We start from the raw sequence: 15,824 nt of genomic DNA on the forward strand, positions 1-15,824 counted from the left end.
GGCCGGGTGCGAGCGACGGTGGCGACTACACGGGCCGGTACGTCGCGAGATTCCGCGCCGCAGCGGCTTCTTCGCGGGCGTCGAGACGCCCGTACACATACGCGTCAGCCACGCTGACATCGGATCCCATGGCCAGAAGTGCAATATGGCTGCGGCTGATGACGGCGTCGTGGAAATCCCCGAGAGCGCTCTGGGCCCGTTTGGCCTTCTTGCCGAGCTTCCGGTACTTGTCGGTGTTCAGCCGGATCCCGGAATCGGTGGTGTACCGCAGCTGTTTCGCGCGTTTGCGCAGGGTGTGTAGTTGCTCGACCCACTCTGCCGAACCTTCGGTCATGCCGATGAGCTTCTTGTGCGCCTTGCGAACACGTTTGGTGCTGTGCGCGACGGCCTTGTCGAAGACCACACGGGCCTTCTCCTCGGCGTCGACACCCGGTTGCGGTTCCGCGATGGTCCGGTCGAGTTCGTCCAGCAGATCGAAATATCGCTTGGAATGCAGGAAGTCGATGGTAATCGCCAGTGCGACGCGCTGTGTTTCGAGTTGACCGTCGATCAGTGCGTGCGTGACATGCGCTGATGCGGCTTCGCCTTTGAGTAGGTGGCGATGTCGCTCGAGCTGCACTTCCGCGTCCCGGGCATCGCCCAAAACGCTTGCCAGATACTTCAATTCGCCTTCGAGCTGTTCGACATCTGTGCCTCGCAAGACGTCCGGGAACGATCGCAGGACGCTGCGTGCTCGCCGGGTCGCGACCCGCATCTGGTGGACGGAGTCGGGAGCACTGCACCGAACCTGCGGATCATGGGCGATGAGGTGGTCGCGATGCTCGGCGAGCTCGGCGACCACCAGTTCCAGCGCCGTCGACTTCTTGCCGAGTCCGGACCTCTTCGCACGCCGACCACCGTCAGAACTGTCATGAGTGGTCGGGGTGGTGCCGATGGCGCGCGCGAGTTTCGACACACTCGAGGCGGTGTGCGCACCATTGGCGCGCAGTACCTCGTCGGCGGCATATAAGAATTTGGTGTCACCGGTCACCAATTCGAGTTCCCATTCGCGCCAGCTCTGGGCGATACCGCCGGGCAGCAGGGATTGTGCGGCGACCGAGTCCTCGCACAACACCGCGAGCACCGCGCCCTGCGCGTCCTTGAGCTCGGTGATGCGGCGAATCGTCGAAATGGTTGCGATGGGTGCCAGGTGTCGACCGCGGATGTGGACCTCGACCGGGTCGGTCAGCTCCGACGGCACAACGACCTCGGCGAACGGATCGGCCGCGGTCTGCAGTGGGACGTGCATCTCGCGCCGGCCCAGGGGAGTGCCGATGCCGGGTCGCTTGAGGTGCCAGCCCTCGTCGTGACCACCTTCTCGCCGTCGGAGGGTGATCTTGTGGCCCGCGAGGTCGAGCGCGTCGGTGTCGTAGTAGGTCGCGTCGAGATGTTCGATCACCGGACCCGATACCGACTGGACCGCAGGTAATACCGTCAGGTCGGGGACAGAGGCGTTGGTGTCGAGGTCGTATTTGAGTTCGACTTCTGTTGTCTCCTGGGCGCTCACCGTGCGTCCTTCCCGCTGCTCTGGTTGCCGACTCCGGCAAAACGATCCGTTGCCTCGATCAGATGATGCCGGATTCCGGGTTCGAACGATGCGTGTCCGGCATCGGCGACGATATTCAGCTGTGCGGTCGGCCAGGCGTGGTGCAGGTCCCACGCGCTGCGGGCCGGGCACACCACGTCGTAGCGGCCCTGCACGATGACACCGGGGATGTCGGCGATCAGATGCGCGTTGGCCAGCAGCTGACCGTCTTCGAGGAAACCGCCGTTGACGAAGTAGTGGTTCTCGATGCCGGCGAACGCGAGGGCATACCGGGCCGGATCGCTGTCCTTGTCGTCATCGGATTGGGGGAGTAGATGGCTTGTCGTCTGTTCCCATGTGGTCCACGCGAGGGCGGCCGCGGCCGCCTTCTCACGGTCGTCGCCGGTCAGCAGCCGGTGATAGGCGGCAACGAGATCACCGTCACGCTCGTCGGCCGGGATCGGCTCGAGGTAGCCCTCCCAGCGGTCGGGGAAGATGTTCGCCGCACCGCCGTTGTAGTACCAATCGATCTCGCTGCGACGAAGCAGGAAGATGCCACGCAGCACCAATTCGGTCACCCGATCGGGGTGGCGCTGGGCGTAGGCCAGACCGAGCGTCGAACCCCAGGAGCCGCCGAACACCTGCCACTGCTCGATCCCGAACTCTTCGCGGAGCAGCTCCATATCGGCGATCAGGTGATCGGTGGTGTTCACCGACAGGTCGCCGCCGTCCGCGATGTGCGGGGTCGACCGGCCGCAGCCGCGCTGGTCGAACAAGATGATGCGGTAGGCGTCTGGATTGAAGAACTGCCGTTGCGACGGGCTGGTGCCGCCGCCTGGTCCACCGTGTACAAAGATTGCCGGTTTGCCCGTGGGGTTACCGTTCTGTTCCCAGTAGATCTGTTGTCCGTCACCGACATCGAGATGGCCGGTGGCGTAGGGCTCGATCGGGGGGTAGAAGTCGCGCATCCCCCCACTATGCCGGGTGCGGTCAGTACGCGTGCTCGGGGCCGGGGAACTGGCCGCGACGGACCTCGTCGGCGTACTGCTCTGCCGCGCGGCGCAATTCGCCACCGACATCGGCGTAACGCTTGACGAACTTGGCGGTCTTGCCGTGTGTGAACCCGGCCATGTCCTGCCAGACGAGGACCTGGGCGTCGGTTTCGTTGCCTGCGCCGATACCCACGGTCGGGATGGTGAGCTTGCGGGTGATCTGCCCGGCGAGGTCTGCGGGCACCATCTCCATCACGACAGCGAATGCGCCGGCCTCCTGGACGGCGATCGCGTCGGCGATGAGCTGATCGGCGCCGTCACCACGGCCCTGGACCCGGAAACCACCGAGTCCGTTGACGCTCTGCGGTGTGAAGCCGATGTGCGCCATGACCGGGATACCCGCTGCGGTCAGCGTCGCGATCTGATCGGCGACACGTTCACCGCCTTCGAGCTTGACCGCGTGCGCGCCACCCTCCTTGAAGAAGCGGATCGACGATTCGAGGGCCTGCTGCGAACCGGCCTCGTAGCTACCGAAGGGCAGATCGGCGACGATCAGTGCGTGCGGGGCACCCTTGACGACACCGCGGACCAGCGGAAGCAGTTCGTCGATGGTGACCGGGATGGTGGTGTCGTATCCGTACACCACATTCGCTGCCGAGTCGCCGACCAGCAGGACCGGGATCTGTGCGTCGTCGAAGATGCGCGCACTGGAGTAGTCGTATGCGGTGAGCATCGACCATTTGTCGCCCTCAGATTTCATCTGGGCCAGATGGTGCACGCGCGTTGCGCGGCGGCGGGGAGAAGAAGTGTCTGCTGAGGGCGCAGCGCCATATACCGAAGTTTCGGACATCATTGTCTCTTTCGTGCCTCGAGTCCTGCATCCGCAGGTACCCGGGTTGGTGGATGACCCCACCAGTGTGGCACCGCGGGTCGAGCAGGGAAACGCCTGGTGGTGTGCAATTTGTCACAACTGCGCTGCTCAGGACGCCGGTGCGCTGTTGCCGGCGTGGCACGATGTGACTGGTGAGGATACGAGCACGGGATAGACGGGGCATCCTGTGCGGGATCACCGCAATGGCGGCAGCGGCACTGGTGGTCGGCGGTTGCAGTACCGATCTCGACGGTTCCGCAGAGCCCGCGACCTTCAGTTCGGGTGTCGCTCCGTCGCCGTCGCTGGACCGCTTCTACGGACAGCGACTCCATTGGGAATCGTGCGACGACTACGCCGATCAGGAGTCGTTCGGATACCCCGAGGACCGGACCGACTGCACCACCGTGACGGTCCCCGTCGACTACGACAACCCCGACGGAGATACCGCCGAGATCGCGATCCTGCGGGTGCGCGCCGGCGGCGACAAGATCGGTTCGTTGTTGATGAATCCTGGCGGCCCCGGCGGCTCCGGCGTGGATTTCCTGGCGGGGCAGGCCTCGGACTTCGCCGATCTCGACCTCGCCGAGCGATTCGATCTGATCGGATTCGATCCGCGGGGGATCGGTAAATCGACACCGGAAATCCGTTGCCTCACAGATGCCGAACGGGATGAGCAGCGGGCGCTGACCCTGGCCGACATGACCCCGGCCGGTATCGCGAAGCAGGAACAGCTAGCCAGGGAAACCGCCGAGAAGTGCGAGCAGCGCATGGGGGCCGAGTACCTCTCGCACATCGGGACAGTTGATGTGGTCAAAGATCTCGATGTTCTGCGCGCGGCGCTCGGCGACGACAAGCTCAACTATCTCGGCTATTCCTACGGCACCCGGATCGGGGCGGCCTATGCCGAACAGTTCCCGTCCGAGGTGCGGGCGATGGTCAACGACGGTGCGGTCGATCCGGCAGCGGATCCGGTGGAGGACACCATCAAACAGATGGCTGGTTTCCAGTCCGCGTTCGATGCCTTCGCCGCTGATTGCATAGAGCGCGGTGGGTGTCCGCTGGGGGATGACCCGGCGCTGGCGACCACCCGTTTCCAGGAGCTCACCCGACCGTTGATCGACCGGCCGGCACCGACGGGTCTGGGCCGGACCCTGACCTACGGTGACGCGATGACAGGGGTCATCCAGGCGCTGTACAGCGATGCGCTGTGGGATCCGCTGCGTGAGGGTCTGGAGCAGTTGGCGCGAAACAACGGTGACACCCTGCTTCGACTCGCCGACATCTACGAGGGGCGAGACGAGCAGGGTCTCTACAGCAACAATTCCGATGCCTTCACCGCGATCCGGTGCGTCGACGACCCGCCGATCACCGACCAGGCGACACTCGATCGGCTCGACACCGAGGCGCGCCGGGCGGCACCGTTCGCCGATGACGGCCGGGGGACCGGGGTCGGTGCCCGAGATGCCTGCGCGTTCTGGCCGGTTCCGCCAACCAGCACGCCGCACGAGTTGAACGTGGAGGGCCTGCCGACGACGGTTGTCATCTCCACGACCAACGACCCGGCGACCCCTTATGAGGCGGGTGTTGCACTCGCGAAAGAGCTTGGTGCCCGGCTCATCACGTTCGAGGGTGACCAGCACACCGCGTCGCTCGAGGGTAAGGACTGCGTCGACGATGCGGTCACGGCGTACTTCGTTGATCTCACATTGCCGGATGAAGGCCTCACATGCTGAGAATTTTGGCTGAAATGCCCAGGATATTCTGGATGATGCGCGTCCGTAACATGCATTTAACAGGGCACTCCTAGGCTCGTTTGTCATGGATCGCCAAAAAGAATTCGTGCTCCGAACCCTCGAAGAGCGCGACATTCGCTTTGTCCGCCTTTGGTTCACCGACGTACTGGGTTACCTGAAGTCGGTTGCCATTGCGCCCGCCGAGCTAGAGGGTGCTTTTGCCGAGGGGATCGGCTTCGACGGATCGGCGATCGAGGGCTTCTCGCGGGTGTCGGAAGCCGACACCATCGCCAAGCCTGATCCCTCCACATTCCAGGTCCTGCCGTGGACCACCAGCGCAGGCAGGCCGCACTCCGCCCGCATGTTCTGCGACATCGTGATGCCCGACGGCGAACCGTCGTGGGCCGATTCGCGGCATGTGTTGCGTCGCCAGCTGAACAAGGCCGCCGATCAGGGTTTCAGTTGCTACGTCCATCCCGAGATCGAGTTCTTCCTGCTGAAGAACCCGCCGTTGCTCGACGGCTCGGTGCCGATCCCCGCCGACGGTGGTGGCTACTTCGATCAGGCCGTGCACGATTCGGCACCCAACTTCCGCCGCCATGCCATCGACGCACTCGAGTCGATGGGCATCTCGGTCGAGTTCTCGCACCACGAGGCGGCACCGGGCCAGCAGGAGATCGACCTGCGGTACGCCGACGCGCTGTCGATGGCCGACAACGTGATGACGTTCCGCTACGTCGTCAAAGAGGTCGCGATCTCGGAAAACGTGTGGGCCACGTTTATGCCGAAGCCGTTCAGTCAGCACGCCGGTTCGGCGATGCACACCCACATGAGCTTGTTCGAGGGCGACACGAACGCCTTCCACAACCCCGACGATCCGATGCAGCTGTCGACAACCGGTAAGCAGTTCATCGCAGGCATCCTGCATCATGCCGATGAGATCAGTGCGATCACCAACCAGTGGGTCAACAGCTACAAGCGACTCATCCACGGTGGTGAGGCTCCGACCGCCGCGAGCTGGGGTGCGGCGAACCGTTCCGCCCTCATTCGATTGCCGCTCTACACACCGAACAAGGCGTCGTCGCGGCGTATCGAGGTCCGCAGCCCCGACTCGGCCTGCAACCCGTACCTGACATTTGCCGTCCTGCTGGCCGCGGGGCTCAAGGGCATCAAGGAAGGCTACGAACTTCCCGAGCACGCCGAGGACGACGTGTTCTCGTTGACTCCCGCAGAGCGTCGCGCCATGGGCTACAAGGAGTTGCCGGGGTCGTTGGCCGAGGCACTCACGAAGATGGAGAAGTCCGAACTGGTCGCAGAGGCCCTCGGAGAGCACGTCTTCGAGTACTTCTTGCGCAACAAGTGGGCGGAGTGGACCAACTACCGCAGTCAGGTGACACCTTTTGAGCTGCAGAACTATTTGGCGCTCTAGAGCTGCTCGCGGGCTCCGGGTGGGGTCATGGTGTGACCGGGACCTCGCGCAGTACGGTTTACCTCTGTGACACCACCTGCGTCCCGATCCCGAGTTCCCAGCGTCGGCCGACTCGGTCTGCTCGAACCGACCGCCGCCGCGGACCTGGCCGAACTCGGCTGGGGTGACGAAGCAAGCATCGACCTGTTGTGGGCGTTGTCGCGCGCGCCCAGCGCCGATATCGCCCTGCGCGCTCTGGTACGCCTGCGTAGTGCGGTCGAAGCGGAGTGGGCCGAGATCGATCGCCTCCTGCGCACGGACCGCAGTTTCCGCGGCCGGTTGTTCGCGGTCCTCGGTTCGTCCACCGCGCTCGGCGATCACCTCGTCGCAGAGCCGGAGGCCTGGCGACTGCTGACCCGCCCCGATCTGCCCGGTCTCGACGAGGTCAGGCAATTGATGCTCGATTCGGTGGACGCGCAGCCGGAGCCCGCATACAACGATCACGGAACCGGCGCCGATGACGGAAACCTGGTCTTCCGTGCGCATCTCACCGGTCCGAAGTCGGTTCTCGCGCTCCGGTTGGCCTACCGCAACCTGCTGCTGCAGTTGGCTGCCCGGGACCTGGCGCCGACCGTCGAGGATGAACCGGTCATGCGGTTCAGTGAAGTCGGCGCCTACCTTGCCGACCTCGCCGACGCGGCACTGACCGCGGCGCTCGCGGTGGGCATCGCAGAAGTCTGCGGTGACAAACCGCTGAAATCCAGGCTCGCGGTTGTCGCGATGGGCAAATGTGGTGCGCGAGAGTTGAACTACGTCAGCGACGTCGACGTCATCTTCGTCAGCGAACCCGCCGACGCCGAGACGAGCCGGATCGCAGGGGAGATGATGCGGGTCGGCTCTCTGGCCTTCTTCGAGGTCGATGCCGCACTACGCCCCGAGGGCAAGGCCGGTGCACTGACCCGGACCCTCGAATCGCATCTGACCTACTACCGGCGCTGGGCGAAGACCTGGGAGTTCCAGGCCCTGCTCAAGGCTCGCCCGATGACCGGGGACATGGAGCTCGGGCGCGCCTATGTCGACGCCGTCAGTCCGATGGTCTGGGAGGCCTCCGAGCGCGAGGACTTCGTTGTCGATGTTCAGGCGATGCGCCGGCGGGTGGAGTCCCAGCTACCCGAAGATCTGCGGGTGCGCGAGATCAAGCTCGGTCGGGGCGGGCTGCGGGACGTGGAGTTCGCCGTCCAGCTGTTGCAGATGGTGCACGGGCGTGTGGATGAGTCGCTCCGGGTCAAGAGCACCGTGGAGGCGCTGACCGTCTTGCGGGACGGTGGTTATGTCGGTCGCGATGACGGCGCCAATCTTATTGCGTCCTACGAGTTCTTGCGATTGCTGGAACATTGCCTGCAGTTGCAGCGGCTCAAGCGAACCCACACCTTGCCGGAGTTCGACGACTATGAGGCGGTGCGCTGGCTGGCCCGCGCGGCCCACATCCGGCCGGAGGGCGACCTCGATGCCGGTAGCACGCTGCGCGAGGAAGTCCGTAGACAGTCTTATCGGGTGCGCAAGTTGCACGAAAAGCTCTTCTATCGTCCATTGCTCGAAGCGGTCACCCGTTTCGAGAAGGACGAGTTGCGCCTGTCGACCAGTTCAGCGGTCCGGCGGCTTGCCGCCCTGGGCTACACCAAACCGGAGAACGCCCTCGGGCATCTCAAAGCCTTGGTCTCCACGGCTGGTCGTAAGGGGCAGATTCAGGAACTCCTGCTTCCGACCTTGCTCGAATGGCTCAGCCGCACACCGGATCCCGATGCGGGACTGTTGAACTACCGGCGGTTGTGTGACGCAGCGGCGGACCGGGACTGGTTCTTGCGGTTGCTCCGGGACGAAGGTGTCGTCGCCGAGCGCCTGATGACCGTGCTCGGTACCTCGGTGTACGCCGCAGAGTTGCTGATGCGGACGCCCGACGTGATCCGCCTCTACGCCGACGGGGCCAGTGGCCCGAAACTGACCGAGGTCGACTCGGAGGACGTGGTGGCAGGCATGGTCGCCTCGGCCCTCCGGCACCGCGACGTCAAGATGGCGATCTCCGTGGCCCGTTCGCATCGCCGCGGAGAGCTCGCCCGGATCGCCTCGGCGGACCTCCTCGGCATGTACGACGTCCCCGAGGTCTGCCGGGCGCTGTCGCTCGTGTGGGCCGGGGTGCTCAATGCGGCTCTGCAGGTCGTGGTGAATGCCTCTGTCGCCGAACGTGGTTCACCCGCACCGGCGCGCATCGCAGTGATCGGCATGGGCCGGCTCGGCGGCGGTGAACTCGGCTACGGATCCGATGCCGATGTGCTCTTCGTCTGTGAACCGGAAAAAGGCGTCGACGACGCCGAAGCGGTGCGATGGGCCAACAGTGTCGCGGACAAGGTGCGATCGTTGCTCGGGACACCCAGCGCCGATCCGCCCCTCGAGGTCGACACCGGTTTGCGTCCGGAGGGCCGCAACGGTCCCGTCGTCCGCACGCTTGCGGCCTATGCGGCCTACTACGAGCAGTGGGCACAGGCCTGGGAGGTCCAGGCGCTGTTGCGGGCTCATCAGGTGGCCGGTGACGACGAGGTCGGCCTCGCTTTTCTGCACATGGCCGACAAGATCCGTTATCCGTCCGGCGGTGTCTCGTCCGACGCGGTTCGGGAGATCCGCCGGATCAAGGCCCGCGTCGACGCCGAGCGGTTGCCGCGAGGTGCCGATCCCGCGACCCACACGAAGCTGGGACGCGGTGGTCTGGCTGACGTCGAGTGGACGGTTCAGCTGCTGCAGTTGCGGCACGCCCACCGGATCCCGGCGCTGCACAACACATCGACCCTGGAATGTCTCGACGCGATCGGCGCGGCCGAACTGCTCGCCGAAGAAGATGTGATGCTCCTGAAAGAGGCGTGGCTGACCGCGACAAAGGCGCGCAACGCATTGGTGCTGGTGCGCGGAAAGGCCATCGACCAACTTCCCGGACCAGGTAAAGCGTTGCGTGCGGTCGCTTTTGCCGCCGGCTGGCATGACGACGACTCGGGGGTGTTCTTGGACAACTACTTGCGGGTCACGCGCCGGGCCAAGGCTGTGGTGCTGAAGGTCTTCGGCGGGTGAGGCGGACTTCGGAACGCCTCGCCGGGCGTGGTCCGGTATTCAAGGTTCTGTATCTGGTTGCCGTGCTTCTGGGCTGGGCGCTGCTCGGGGCCGTCGTCGCGGCGATCTGGCTGCACTTCTATCCCGGCAAGGGGCGGGTTTCCACTGCATTCGCCAGTGCGGTGCCGTGGCTCCTGCTCGCCGGCATTCCGGCGGCCATCATCCTGGCCGTCACACAGCGGTGGCTCACCACGGCTCTGACGGTGACCCTGCTCGGCGTCGGCATCTGGACGCAGGCGCCACTGTTCATCGCTTCGGATGCACCGTCCGGCGAGCGAATCGTGGTGGTCCAGTCCAACATCACGCTCGGTGAGGCCAACGTCGAGGAGTTGGTGGCACAGGTGCGGGCCAGCAGGGCGCATCTGCTCACGGTCGAGGAACTGACGCCCGAAGCGCTCGAACGGATCGAGAAGACCGATGTGCGGAGCCTGCTGCCGTACGAGTTCGTCGTACCCGGCGAAGGTGGTGTGGGGACCGGGATCTTCAGCCGCTATCCACTGCGAAACACCGCGGAGCTGGACGGCTTCGGGCTCAACAATCTCCGGGTCGAAGTCGACCTCCCTGGTGCCGCGAACACCACAGTTTTTGCCGTGCACCCGATTCCGCCTTATCCGTACGATCCGTGGCGCTGGGTCGAGGAGATGAAACGTCTACGCGGGATCGTCCACTCGACGGCCACCGAGCGGGTGATCGTCAGCGGCGACTTCAATTCGACCTGGGACCACAAGCAGTTCCGCGATCTGCTGACCGACGGATTCGCCGACGCCACCGATCAGTCCGGGGCCGGCTGGAAGATGACCTTTCCGGCGGGCCGCAGCTATCCGCCTGCGATCGGGATCGACCACGTGATCTCGCGCGGATTCACCGCGGTGGAACTGGACAGTTTTGGGATCGAGGATGCCGACCATCGCGGACTGGTGGTATCACTTATACCTAACTGAGGTTCACCTAACCTGGTGAGGTTCGACCCATTGGTTCGAAAGAGGACGCGATGACGGAAACACCTGTTGCATCGGGCACGACAATGGATCGGTTGCGTGCGGCAACAGCGAGTGCGCACACTCGGGCAGAAGGCGCCGCGTTCATCGGAAATCTCATGGAGGGTGAGCTGACCGTCGACGCCTACCGGGCGATGGCGGCGCAGCAGTACTTCATCTATGAGGCTCTGGAATCGGTGTGTGATCAGCTCGTCGACGATCCGATCGCCGGTGCGGTGATGGACGAGCGTCTGCGGCGCCTGCCACGGCTGACCGCCGACCTCGACGCGCTCGGGATCTCGGTGTCTGACATCGAGTTGCTCCCAGCGACCGCCCAGTACGCCGCGTGTATCCGGGACAGCGCCGCTGATCCGGTTGCCTTTGTGGCACACCACTACACGCGGTACCTGGGTGACCTCTCAGGCGGCCAGATCGTCCGGAGTCGGCTGAAGCTGCATTACGGACTGACCGATGACGTCTTGACTTTCTACAACTTCGACATCGACAAGCTGAAGCGATTCAAGGACGCCTACGCCGAGTCGATCGATGGATTGGGTCTCGATGAAGAAGCGGTGACGCGTCTTCTCGACGAGGCAGTGCGGGCCTTCGGCTTCAACGAGGCGCTGTTCGCCGAACTGGGCGTGCACACCGGCTAGAGCGCCGATGATTTTTCCTGCGCGCTGTTGTCGATATCAGCGGAGTTCATTCGACGTGAGTGTAGGAACCACTCAACAAGGAGAATCATTATGCGAACGCTGATCGTCACTGCTTTTGTCTCACTCGACGGGGTCATGGAGGCCCCGGGCGGCGAGCCGGGCTACCGGAACTCCGGATGGACCTTCAAGGACGTCGAGTTCGATCCGGCGGCCTATGAGATCAAGGGCACCGAACAGCAGGAGACCACCGCGCTGCTGTTGGGCAGGACTTCATACGAGGCGTTCGCCCCGGTGTGGCCGACTATGGACGACTTCGCCGAATACAATGCGATGCCCCGATACGTGGTGTCGACAACTCTGGAAACGGACGATGCGCGCTGGCCTGCCACGATCCTGAGGTCGGTTGATGACGTGGCCGCGCTCAAAGAAACCGAGGGCGGCCCGATCGCCGTGCACGGCAGCGCGACTCTCGGTCGCAGTCTGGCCGACGCCGGCTTGGTCGACCGCTATCACCTGCTGGTGTTCCCGCTCTTGCTCGGCGCAGGCAAACGCCTGTTCAGTGAGGCCGACAAGGACGCCACCAAGCTGAAGCTCACCGAGCACGCGGCGTACGGCAACGGCATCACCAAACAGGTCTTCGACGTCCTGCACTGAGGGAACCCGACGCGGAGCGAATCCGATCAGCGATCGCCGACGAGTATTGCGAACAATGCGCGGATGTCGTCGCTGGTCGGTGTCGGGAGGCTGGCGTGGCCGTGGATGAACCCGATGCCGGCGTAGACCAGGAGTCCGGCGCGTAGTCGGGCGTCCTGTTCGCTGAGGTTCAGCTCGATGAGCGCTTCGCGGACGAGGTCGAAGATCCGGCGATCGAGCTCACGGACCGACTTGGCGACTTCTTCGTTCCGCAGCGCCCATTCCCTGATCGCGGCCTCGACCGACCAGTTGCGTTCGACCAGCATCCCGGCCATCTGCTCGAGTCGCTGGTCGGCGGGGATGTTCTCGATGTCGGCCAGGCCGCGCAGGGACTCGACCTGAGTAGTCTTCCAGTGGTCGGCGAGCGCGTTCATCAGTGCGTTGATGTCCTCGAAGTGCCAGTAGAAACTGCCCTTCGTCACGTGGAGTTCTTCGCACAGGCGGCTGATCTTGACCTCACCCACACCTTCACGGATGAGGAGGTCGAGTGCCGCGTCCAGCCAGTCCTGCATCGACAGCCGTGAGCTCGTGTCCCGCTTCGATCGAGTGGCCAATTATCGCGCCACGCAATCGGATCCAGCAGGGATGTCTCGATTCGGGCGCATGAATCCGATCATACGTCGGACGATCGGCGGGCATCTTCGCCCATACCCTGCAGTAGGGTAGTGTGACGGCCGCCTCAATCGGGGCGGATCGGAGGCCGGGTGAATTTGGGTAAGCAGATCGATCGCCGCACCGCATTGCGGGGTGCGGCCGTCGCGGCCGCAGCGGGCTTCGTTGCGACCCGCACAGGCGTTGCCGGTGCGGGGCCGCCAATCCCGGATCCTCCATTCGACAGCCCGCTTCTCTTTCATTCGCCGACGATGCGCAAGTTTGTCGACGACATGCCGCGTCCGCCGGTGATCAGTGGCAGTGAACTGCATCTGACCGCGAAAACCACGCGCACGAACTTCCATGGCGATCTGCCTGCTTCTCCGGCGTTCGGGTTCAACGACATGTCGTACCTGGGGCCGACGATCGAAGCGCATGTTGATCAACCGGGACTCGTCACGCTCACCAACGCCATTGACGGACATCCGTTCGGCGCCGACCTGGATACTTCGATACACGGGGTCGCGGAGTCGTGGCGGACGCATCCGCCCACCAATCTGCATCTTCACGGTGGTGTCAGTGCGCCCGACAGCGACGGCCACCCGCAGCGACTCCTGTTGCCGGGCGGTGGCACGGCGACCCACTTCTTTCCGCATCGGCAGGAGGCCGGTCATCTCTGGTACCACGACCACGCCATGGGCATCACCCGCGCCAACATCACCGCCGGCCTGGCGGGCATGTACTTCCTGCGCGACGACCACGACACCGGTCGGGAGGGCAATCCGCTGACATTGCCTGCCGGTGACTACGAGATGCCGTTGATTCTGCAGGAGAAGTTGTTCTCTGCCGACGGGCATCAGAGTCTTCGTTCGACTTTGTTTGTGCCGGAAGGTGGTTGGGAGGGCGGTGCGGTCGGCGACGTCGGTCTGGTCAATGGCAAGGCCTGGCCGCAGCTGCAGGTCGATCGTGGGCTCTATCGTTTCCGGCTCATCAATGCCGCATCCTTCAGTGTGTGGAATCTGTTCTTTTCCAACCGGATGCAGTTCTGGGTCATCGGCAACGAACACGGTTTGTTGGGAGCTCCGGAACCTGTCCGCTCGATCAAAGTCGCCCCGGCCGAACGCTATGACCTGCTGGTCGACTTCTCCGGAATGTCCGCCGGCGAAACAGTGGAGCTCTGCAACGACGAGGCGCCGCCGTTCCAGGCCAAGATCCTGGGCGCAGTGGCGATGCCCGTGTTCTGCCGTTTCAAGTCCACTGGCGGGGCGGGTTTCACCAAGCCGGTTCCGACCGAACTGCGTGGTGGGTATGGCCTGCCGGTGGCGTTGCCGCCGTTGGCAAAACCGACGTTGGAACGCACTGTCACGGTGAGCCAGCCTTACGCACTCCGAAATCCACCTGCCATCATGTCGCTCAACAACCTTCGGTTCTCGGATCCGCAGATCGAGACGCCGAAGCAGGGGACCACCGAGATCTGGAACATCGTCAACATCACCGATGATCCGCATCCGATTCACATCCATCTGGTGACCGTTCGGATTCTGGGACGGACCCCGCTGCGGACCGTCGATTACCAGGCGGCACATCCACAACCGGCCATCGGCGTGAAGTGGACGCCCGATCCGACGAACTTCCTCGCAGGCCCGATGGTGGTGCCTGCGCGTTGGGAGGCCGGTTGGAAGGACACCGTTCGCGTTGATCCGGGAACCGTGACCAGGATCGTTGTCCGCTTCCCGACCGCAGAAGAACTGCAATTCGACCCCGATGCGATGTTCTCCTCCGACCCGACCACGTTGCCCGTAAACCTCCCGGCCGCCGAACCTGTTGTGCCGGAGACGATGCCCGAACCGGAGCCAGAGGTGGAGCAGGCCACACCTGAACCCGATCAGGCGGCGCCTCCACACCATCAACATTCCGACGGGCACGGAGACATCCCGGCCATGCTGCAGGGTTATGTCTGGCACTGCCACCTCCTCGATCACGAAGATCACGACATGATGCTCAGGTTCCGGACGGTCGAGTAACCGCCGCAATCGCGTAGCGTCAGAATGGCGCCGGGGGAGTGTTCCTTTCCTGTTCTTCTCGGAGTCGGCGGTTCCGTTGGCGTTCTTGCTGTCGGCGTGCGTGTTTGGCAGCAGTGCGTGGTTGCTGCCGTGACGGTGAACTTGGCGGTCGTAGTCGGCTTGGTGAGCCGCGTTGGTTGTCGAAGACGATCAACCGCAACGTCGGGAACAGGTCGTCGCCGGTCCAGCCCGGGCCGTGGTAGTTGCGGCGTTCGGGAGTGGTGAATATCAGCCGGGTCCGCCCGGTCTCGGGGTCGGGGTACTGGTCGTCAAGCCAGTCGGAGTAGGTCTTGAGCAGGTGGTGAAAACGGCACAGTGTCTTCATCTCTGAGGGGTGCGTGCAGCCACCGGCGTCGGGGTCGTTGTGGTTGTACTCGCAGGTGTGGTCGAGGTCGGCGCCCCATGCCTTGTGCTCACAGCCGGGCCACATGCAGTAGACATCGCGGATCCGGAGGTAACTGTCCAGGACAACCGAGGGCCGGTACTGGTCACCAGGCTGGGTGGCCGGGAGTGGAATGACTTGAGGGAACGGGGCGGTGACTATGCCGCTCTCGGCTGGTGGGTTCTGTGGTCCGCGCATGTATATTTTCGGCCGCTTTGTCTTTGGTGTCTCCGGTTCGGGCCGCTCGGGTGCAGGCTGCACTGGTTCGGGCTGCTCGGGTGCTGGTTGTGCAGGGGCGGCTGCAGACTGCGGCAGCGCGGGTTCGGGTTGAGGCTCGGGCTGCACGGTAGCGGGTGCGGGCTTGTTGCCCATCGGCCGCTGCACGGTTTCGGGGCGGGCAGCGATGTCACGAATGTGATCGCCGGAGATGACACCGTGTCCGTCCATGAATCCGGGGTTGGTTGCGGTTCCTTCGAGGGTCGGCTGGTCGGTGATCACGTGCAGCACGATCTTCACGTCCACGCCTGAGATAACTTGTCCGGCAGGAACAGTGACAATCTCTGCTGTGCAGGGATGCTTGGGGTCATTCGGGCATTCACAAATGAACTCACGGCCCATCACCGTGGCGAACAATGCATCGGCCATCCGATCAGACTTTTTCCGTGGGTCAGCTTTGCACGTGGCCATGGCCAGCTTCTCCAGCCTGGCCATGATCAGCGTCATCTCTTCGGCGGTGGA

General features: G+C 64.0%; 12 protein-coding genes. 7 read left to right on the forward strand and 5 right to left on the reverse strand.

Annotated features, from left to right (window positions below):
- Positions 1 to 25 precede the first annotated feature (25 nt).
- Genes AC1TPF_RS11955 through panB form a run of 3 tightly spaced genes read right to left on the reverse strand, consistent with a single transcriptional unit; the run spans position 26 to position 3,406 of the window.
- Positions 26 to 1,546, reverse strand: a complete 1,521-nt coding sequence (locus tag AC1TPF_RS11955) for a CYTH and CHAD domain-containing protein (protein WP_482143961.1) — start codon at positions 1,544 to 1,546, stop codon at positions 26 to 28.
- Positions 1,543 to 2,532 (reverse strand): prolyl aminopeptidase, encoded by a 990-nt coding sequence (gene pip, locus AC1TPF_RS11960; protein ID WP_482143962.1) that lies wholly within the window; start codon positions 2,530 to 2,532, stop codon positions 1,543 to 1,545. Before pip ends, AC1TPF_RS11955 begins: the two co-directional genes overlap by 4 nt.
- A gap of 22 nt (positions 2,533 to 2,554) precedes the next feature.
- Entirely contained in the window at positions 2,555 to 3,406 is an 852-nt protein-coding gene (panB, locus tag AC1TPF_RS11965; protein WP_482134921.1) for a 3-methyl-2-oxobutanoate hydroxymethyltransferase, read from the reverse strand.
- A gap of 224 nt (positions 3,407 to 3,630) precedes the next feature.
- On the opposite strand from panB, the gene AC1TPF_RS11970 reads away from it, so the two are divergent.
- The 6 genes from AC1TPF_RS11970 to AC1TPF_RS11995 all read left to right on the forward strand — a co-directional run bounded on the left by AC1TPF_RS11970 (position 3,631) and on the right by AC1TPF_RS11995 (position 12,011).
- Positions 3,631 to 5,160, forward strand: coding sequence for an alpha/beta hydrolase (locus tag AC1TPF_RS11970; RefSeq protein ID WP_482144093.1), 1,530 nt, complete (start codon positions 3,631 to 3,633; stop codon positions 5,158 to 5,160).
- Positions 5,161 to 5,245: 85 nt separating this feature from the next.
- Positions 5,246 to 6,589 carry a glutamine synthetase family protein gene (locus AC1TPF_RS11975; RefSeq protein WP_482134920.1) on the forward strand — a complete coding sequence of 448 codons (1,344 nt, stop codon included), beginning with the start codon at positions 5,246 to 5,248 and terminating at the stop codon, positions 6,587 to 6,589.
- 66 nt (positions 6,590 to 6,655) lie between these two features.
- Positions 6,656 to 9,685 (forward strand): bifunctional [glutamine synthetase] adenylyltransferase/[glutamine synthetase]-adenylyl-L-tyrosine phosphorylase, encoded by a 3,030-nt coding sequence (locus AC1TPF_RS11980; protein ID WP_482134919.1) that lies wholly within the window; start codon positions 6,656 to 6,658, stop codon positions 9,683 to 9,685.
- On the forward strand, positions 9,682 to 10,665 hold the full coding sequence (locus AC1TPF_RS11985) for an endonuclease/exonuclease/phosphatase family protein (RefSeq protein WP_482134918.1): 984 nt from the start codon (positions 9,682 to 9,684) through the stop codon (positions 10,663 to 10,665). The genes AC1TPF_RS11980 and AC1TPF_RS11985 overlap by 4 nt, the downstream gene beginning before the upstream one ends.
- 50 nt (positions 10,666 to 10,715) lie before the next feature.
- Positions 10,716 to 11,357 (forward strand): biliverdin-producing heme oxygenase, encoded by a 642-nt coding sequence (locus tag AC1TPF_RS11990; protein ID WP_482134917.1) that lies wholly within the window; start codon positions 10,716 to 10,718, stop codon positions 11,355 to 11,357.
- Positions 11,358 to 11,447: 90 nt separating this feature from the next.
- Positions 11,448 to 12,011 (forward strand): dihydrofolate reductase family protein, encoded by a 564-nt coding sequence (locus AC1TPF_RS11995; protein WP_482143964.1) that lies wholly within the window; start codon positions 11,448 to 11,450, stop codon positions 12,009 to 12,011.
- Positions 12,012 to 12,037: 26 nt separating this feature from the next.
- Here the strand turns inward: AC1TPF_RS11995 and AC1TPF_RS12000 are convergent, their stop codons facing one another.
- The gene (locus tag AC1TPF_RS12000) at positions 12,038 to 12,604 is read right to left on the reverse strand and encodes a TetR/AcrR family transcriptional regulator (RefSeq protein WP_482143966.1); all 567 of its coding nucleotides are present in this window, start codon (positions 12,602 to 12,604) and stop codon (positions 12,038 to 12,040) included.
- A 156-nt stretch (positions 12,605 to 12,760) separates the two neighbouring features.
- On the opposite strand from AC1TPF_RS12000, the gene AC1TPF_RS12005 reads away from it, so the two are divergent.
- Positions 12,761 to 14,665 carry a multicopper oxidase family protein gene (locus AC1TPF_RS12005; RefSeq protein ID WP_482144095.1) on the forward strand — a complete coding sequence of 635 codons (1,905 nt, stop codon included), beginning with the start codon at positions 12,761 to 12,763 and terminating at the stop codon, positions 14,663 to 14,665.
- A gap of 19 nt (positions 14,666 to 14,684) precedes the next feature.
- Here the strand turns inward: AC1TPF_RS12005 and AC1TPF_RS12010 are convergent.
- Positions 14,685 to 15,824: HNH endonuclease signature motif containing protein (locus AC1TPF_RS12010; protein WP_482143967.1), on the reverse strand; the 1,140-nt coding region annotated here is incomplete at its 5' end.

Source organism: Williamsia sp. Y853, assembly GCF_056786495.1.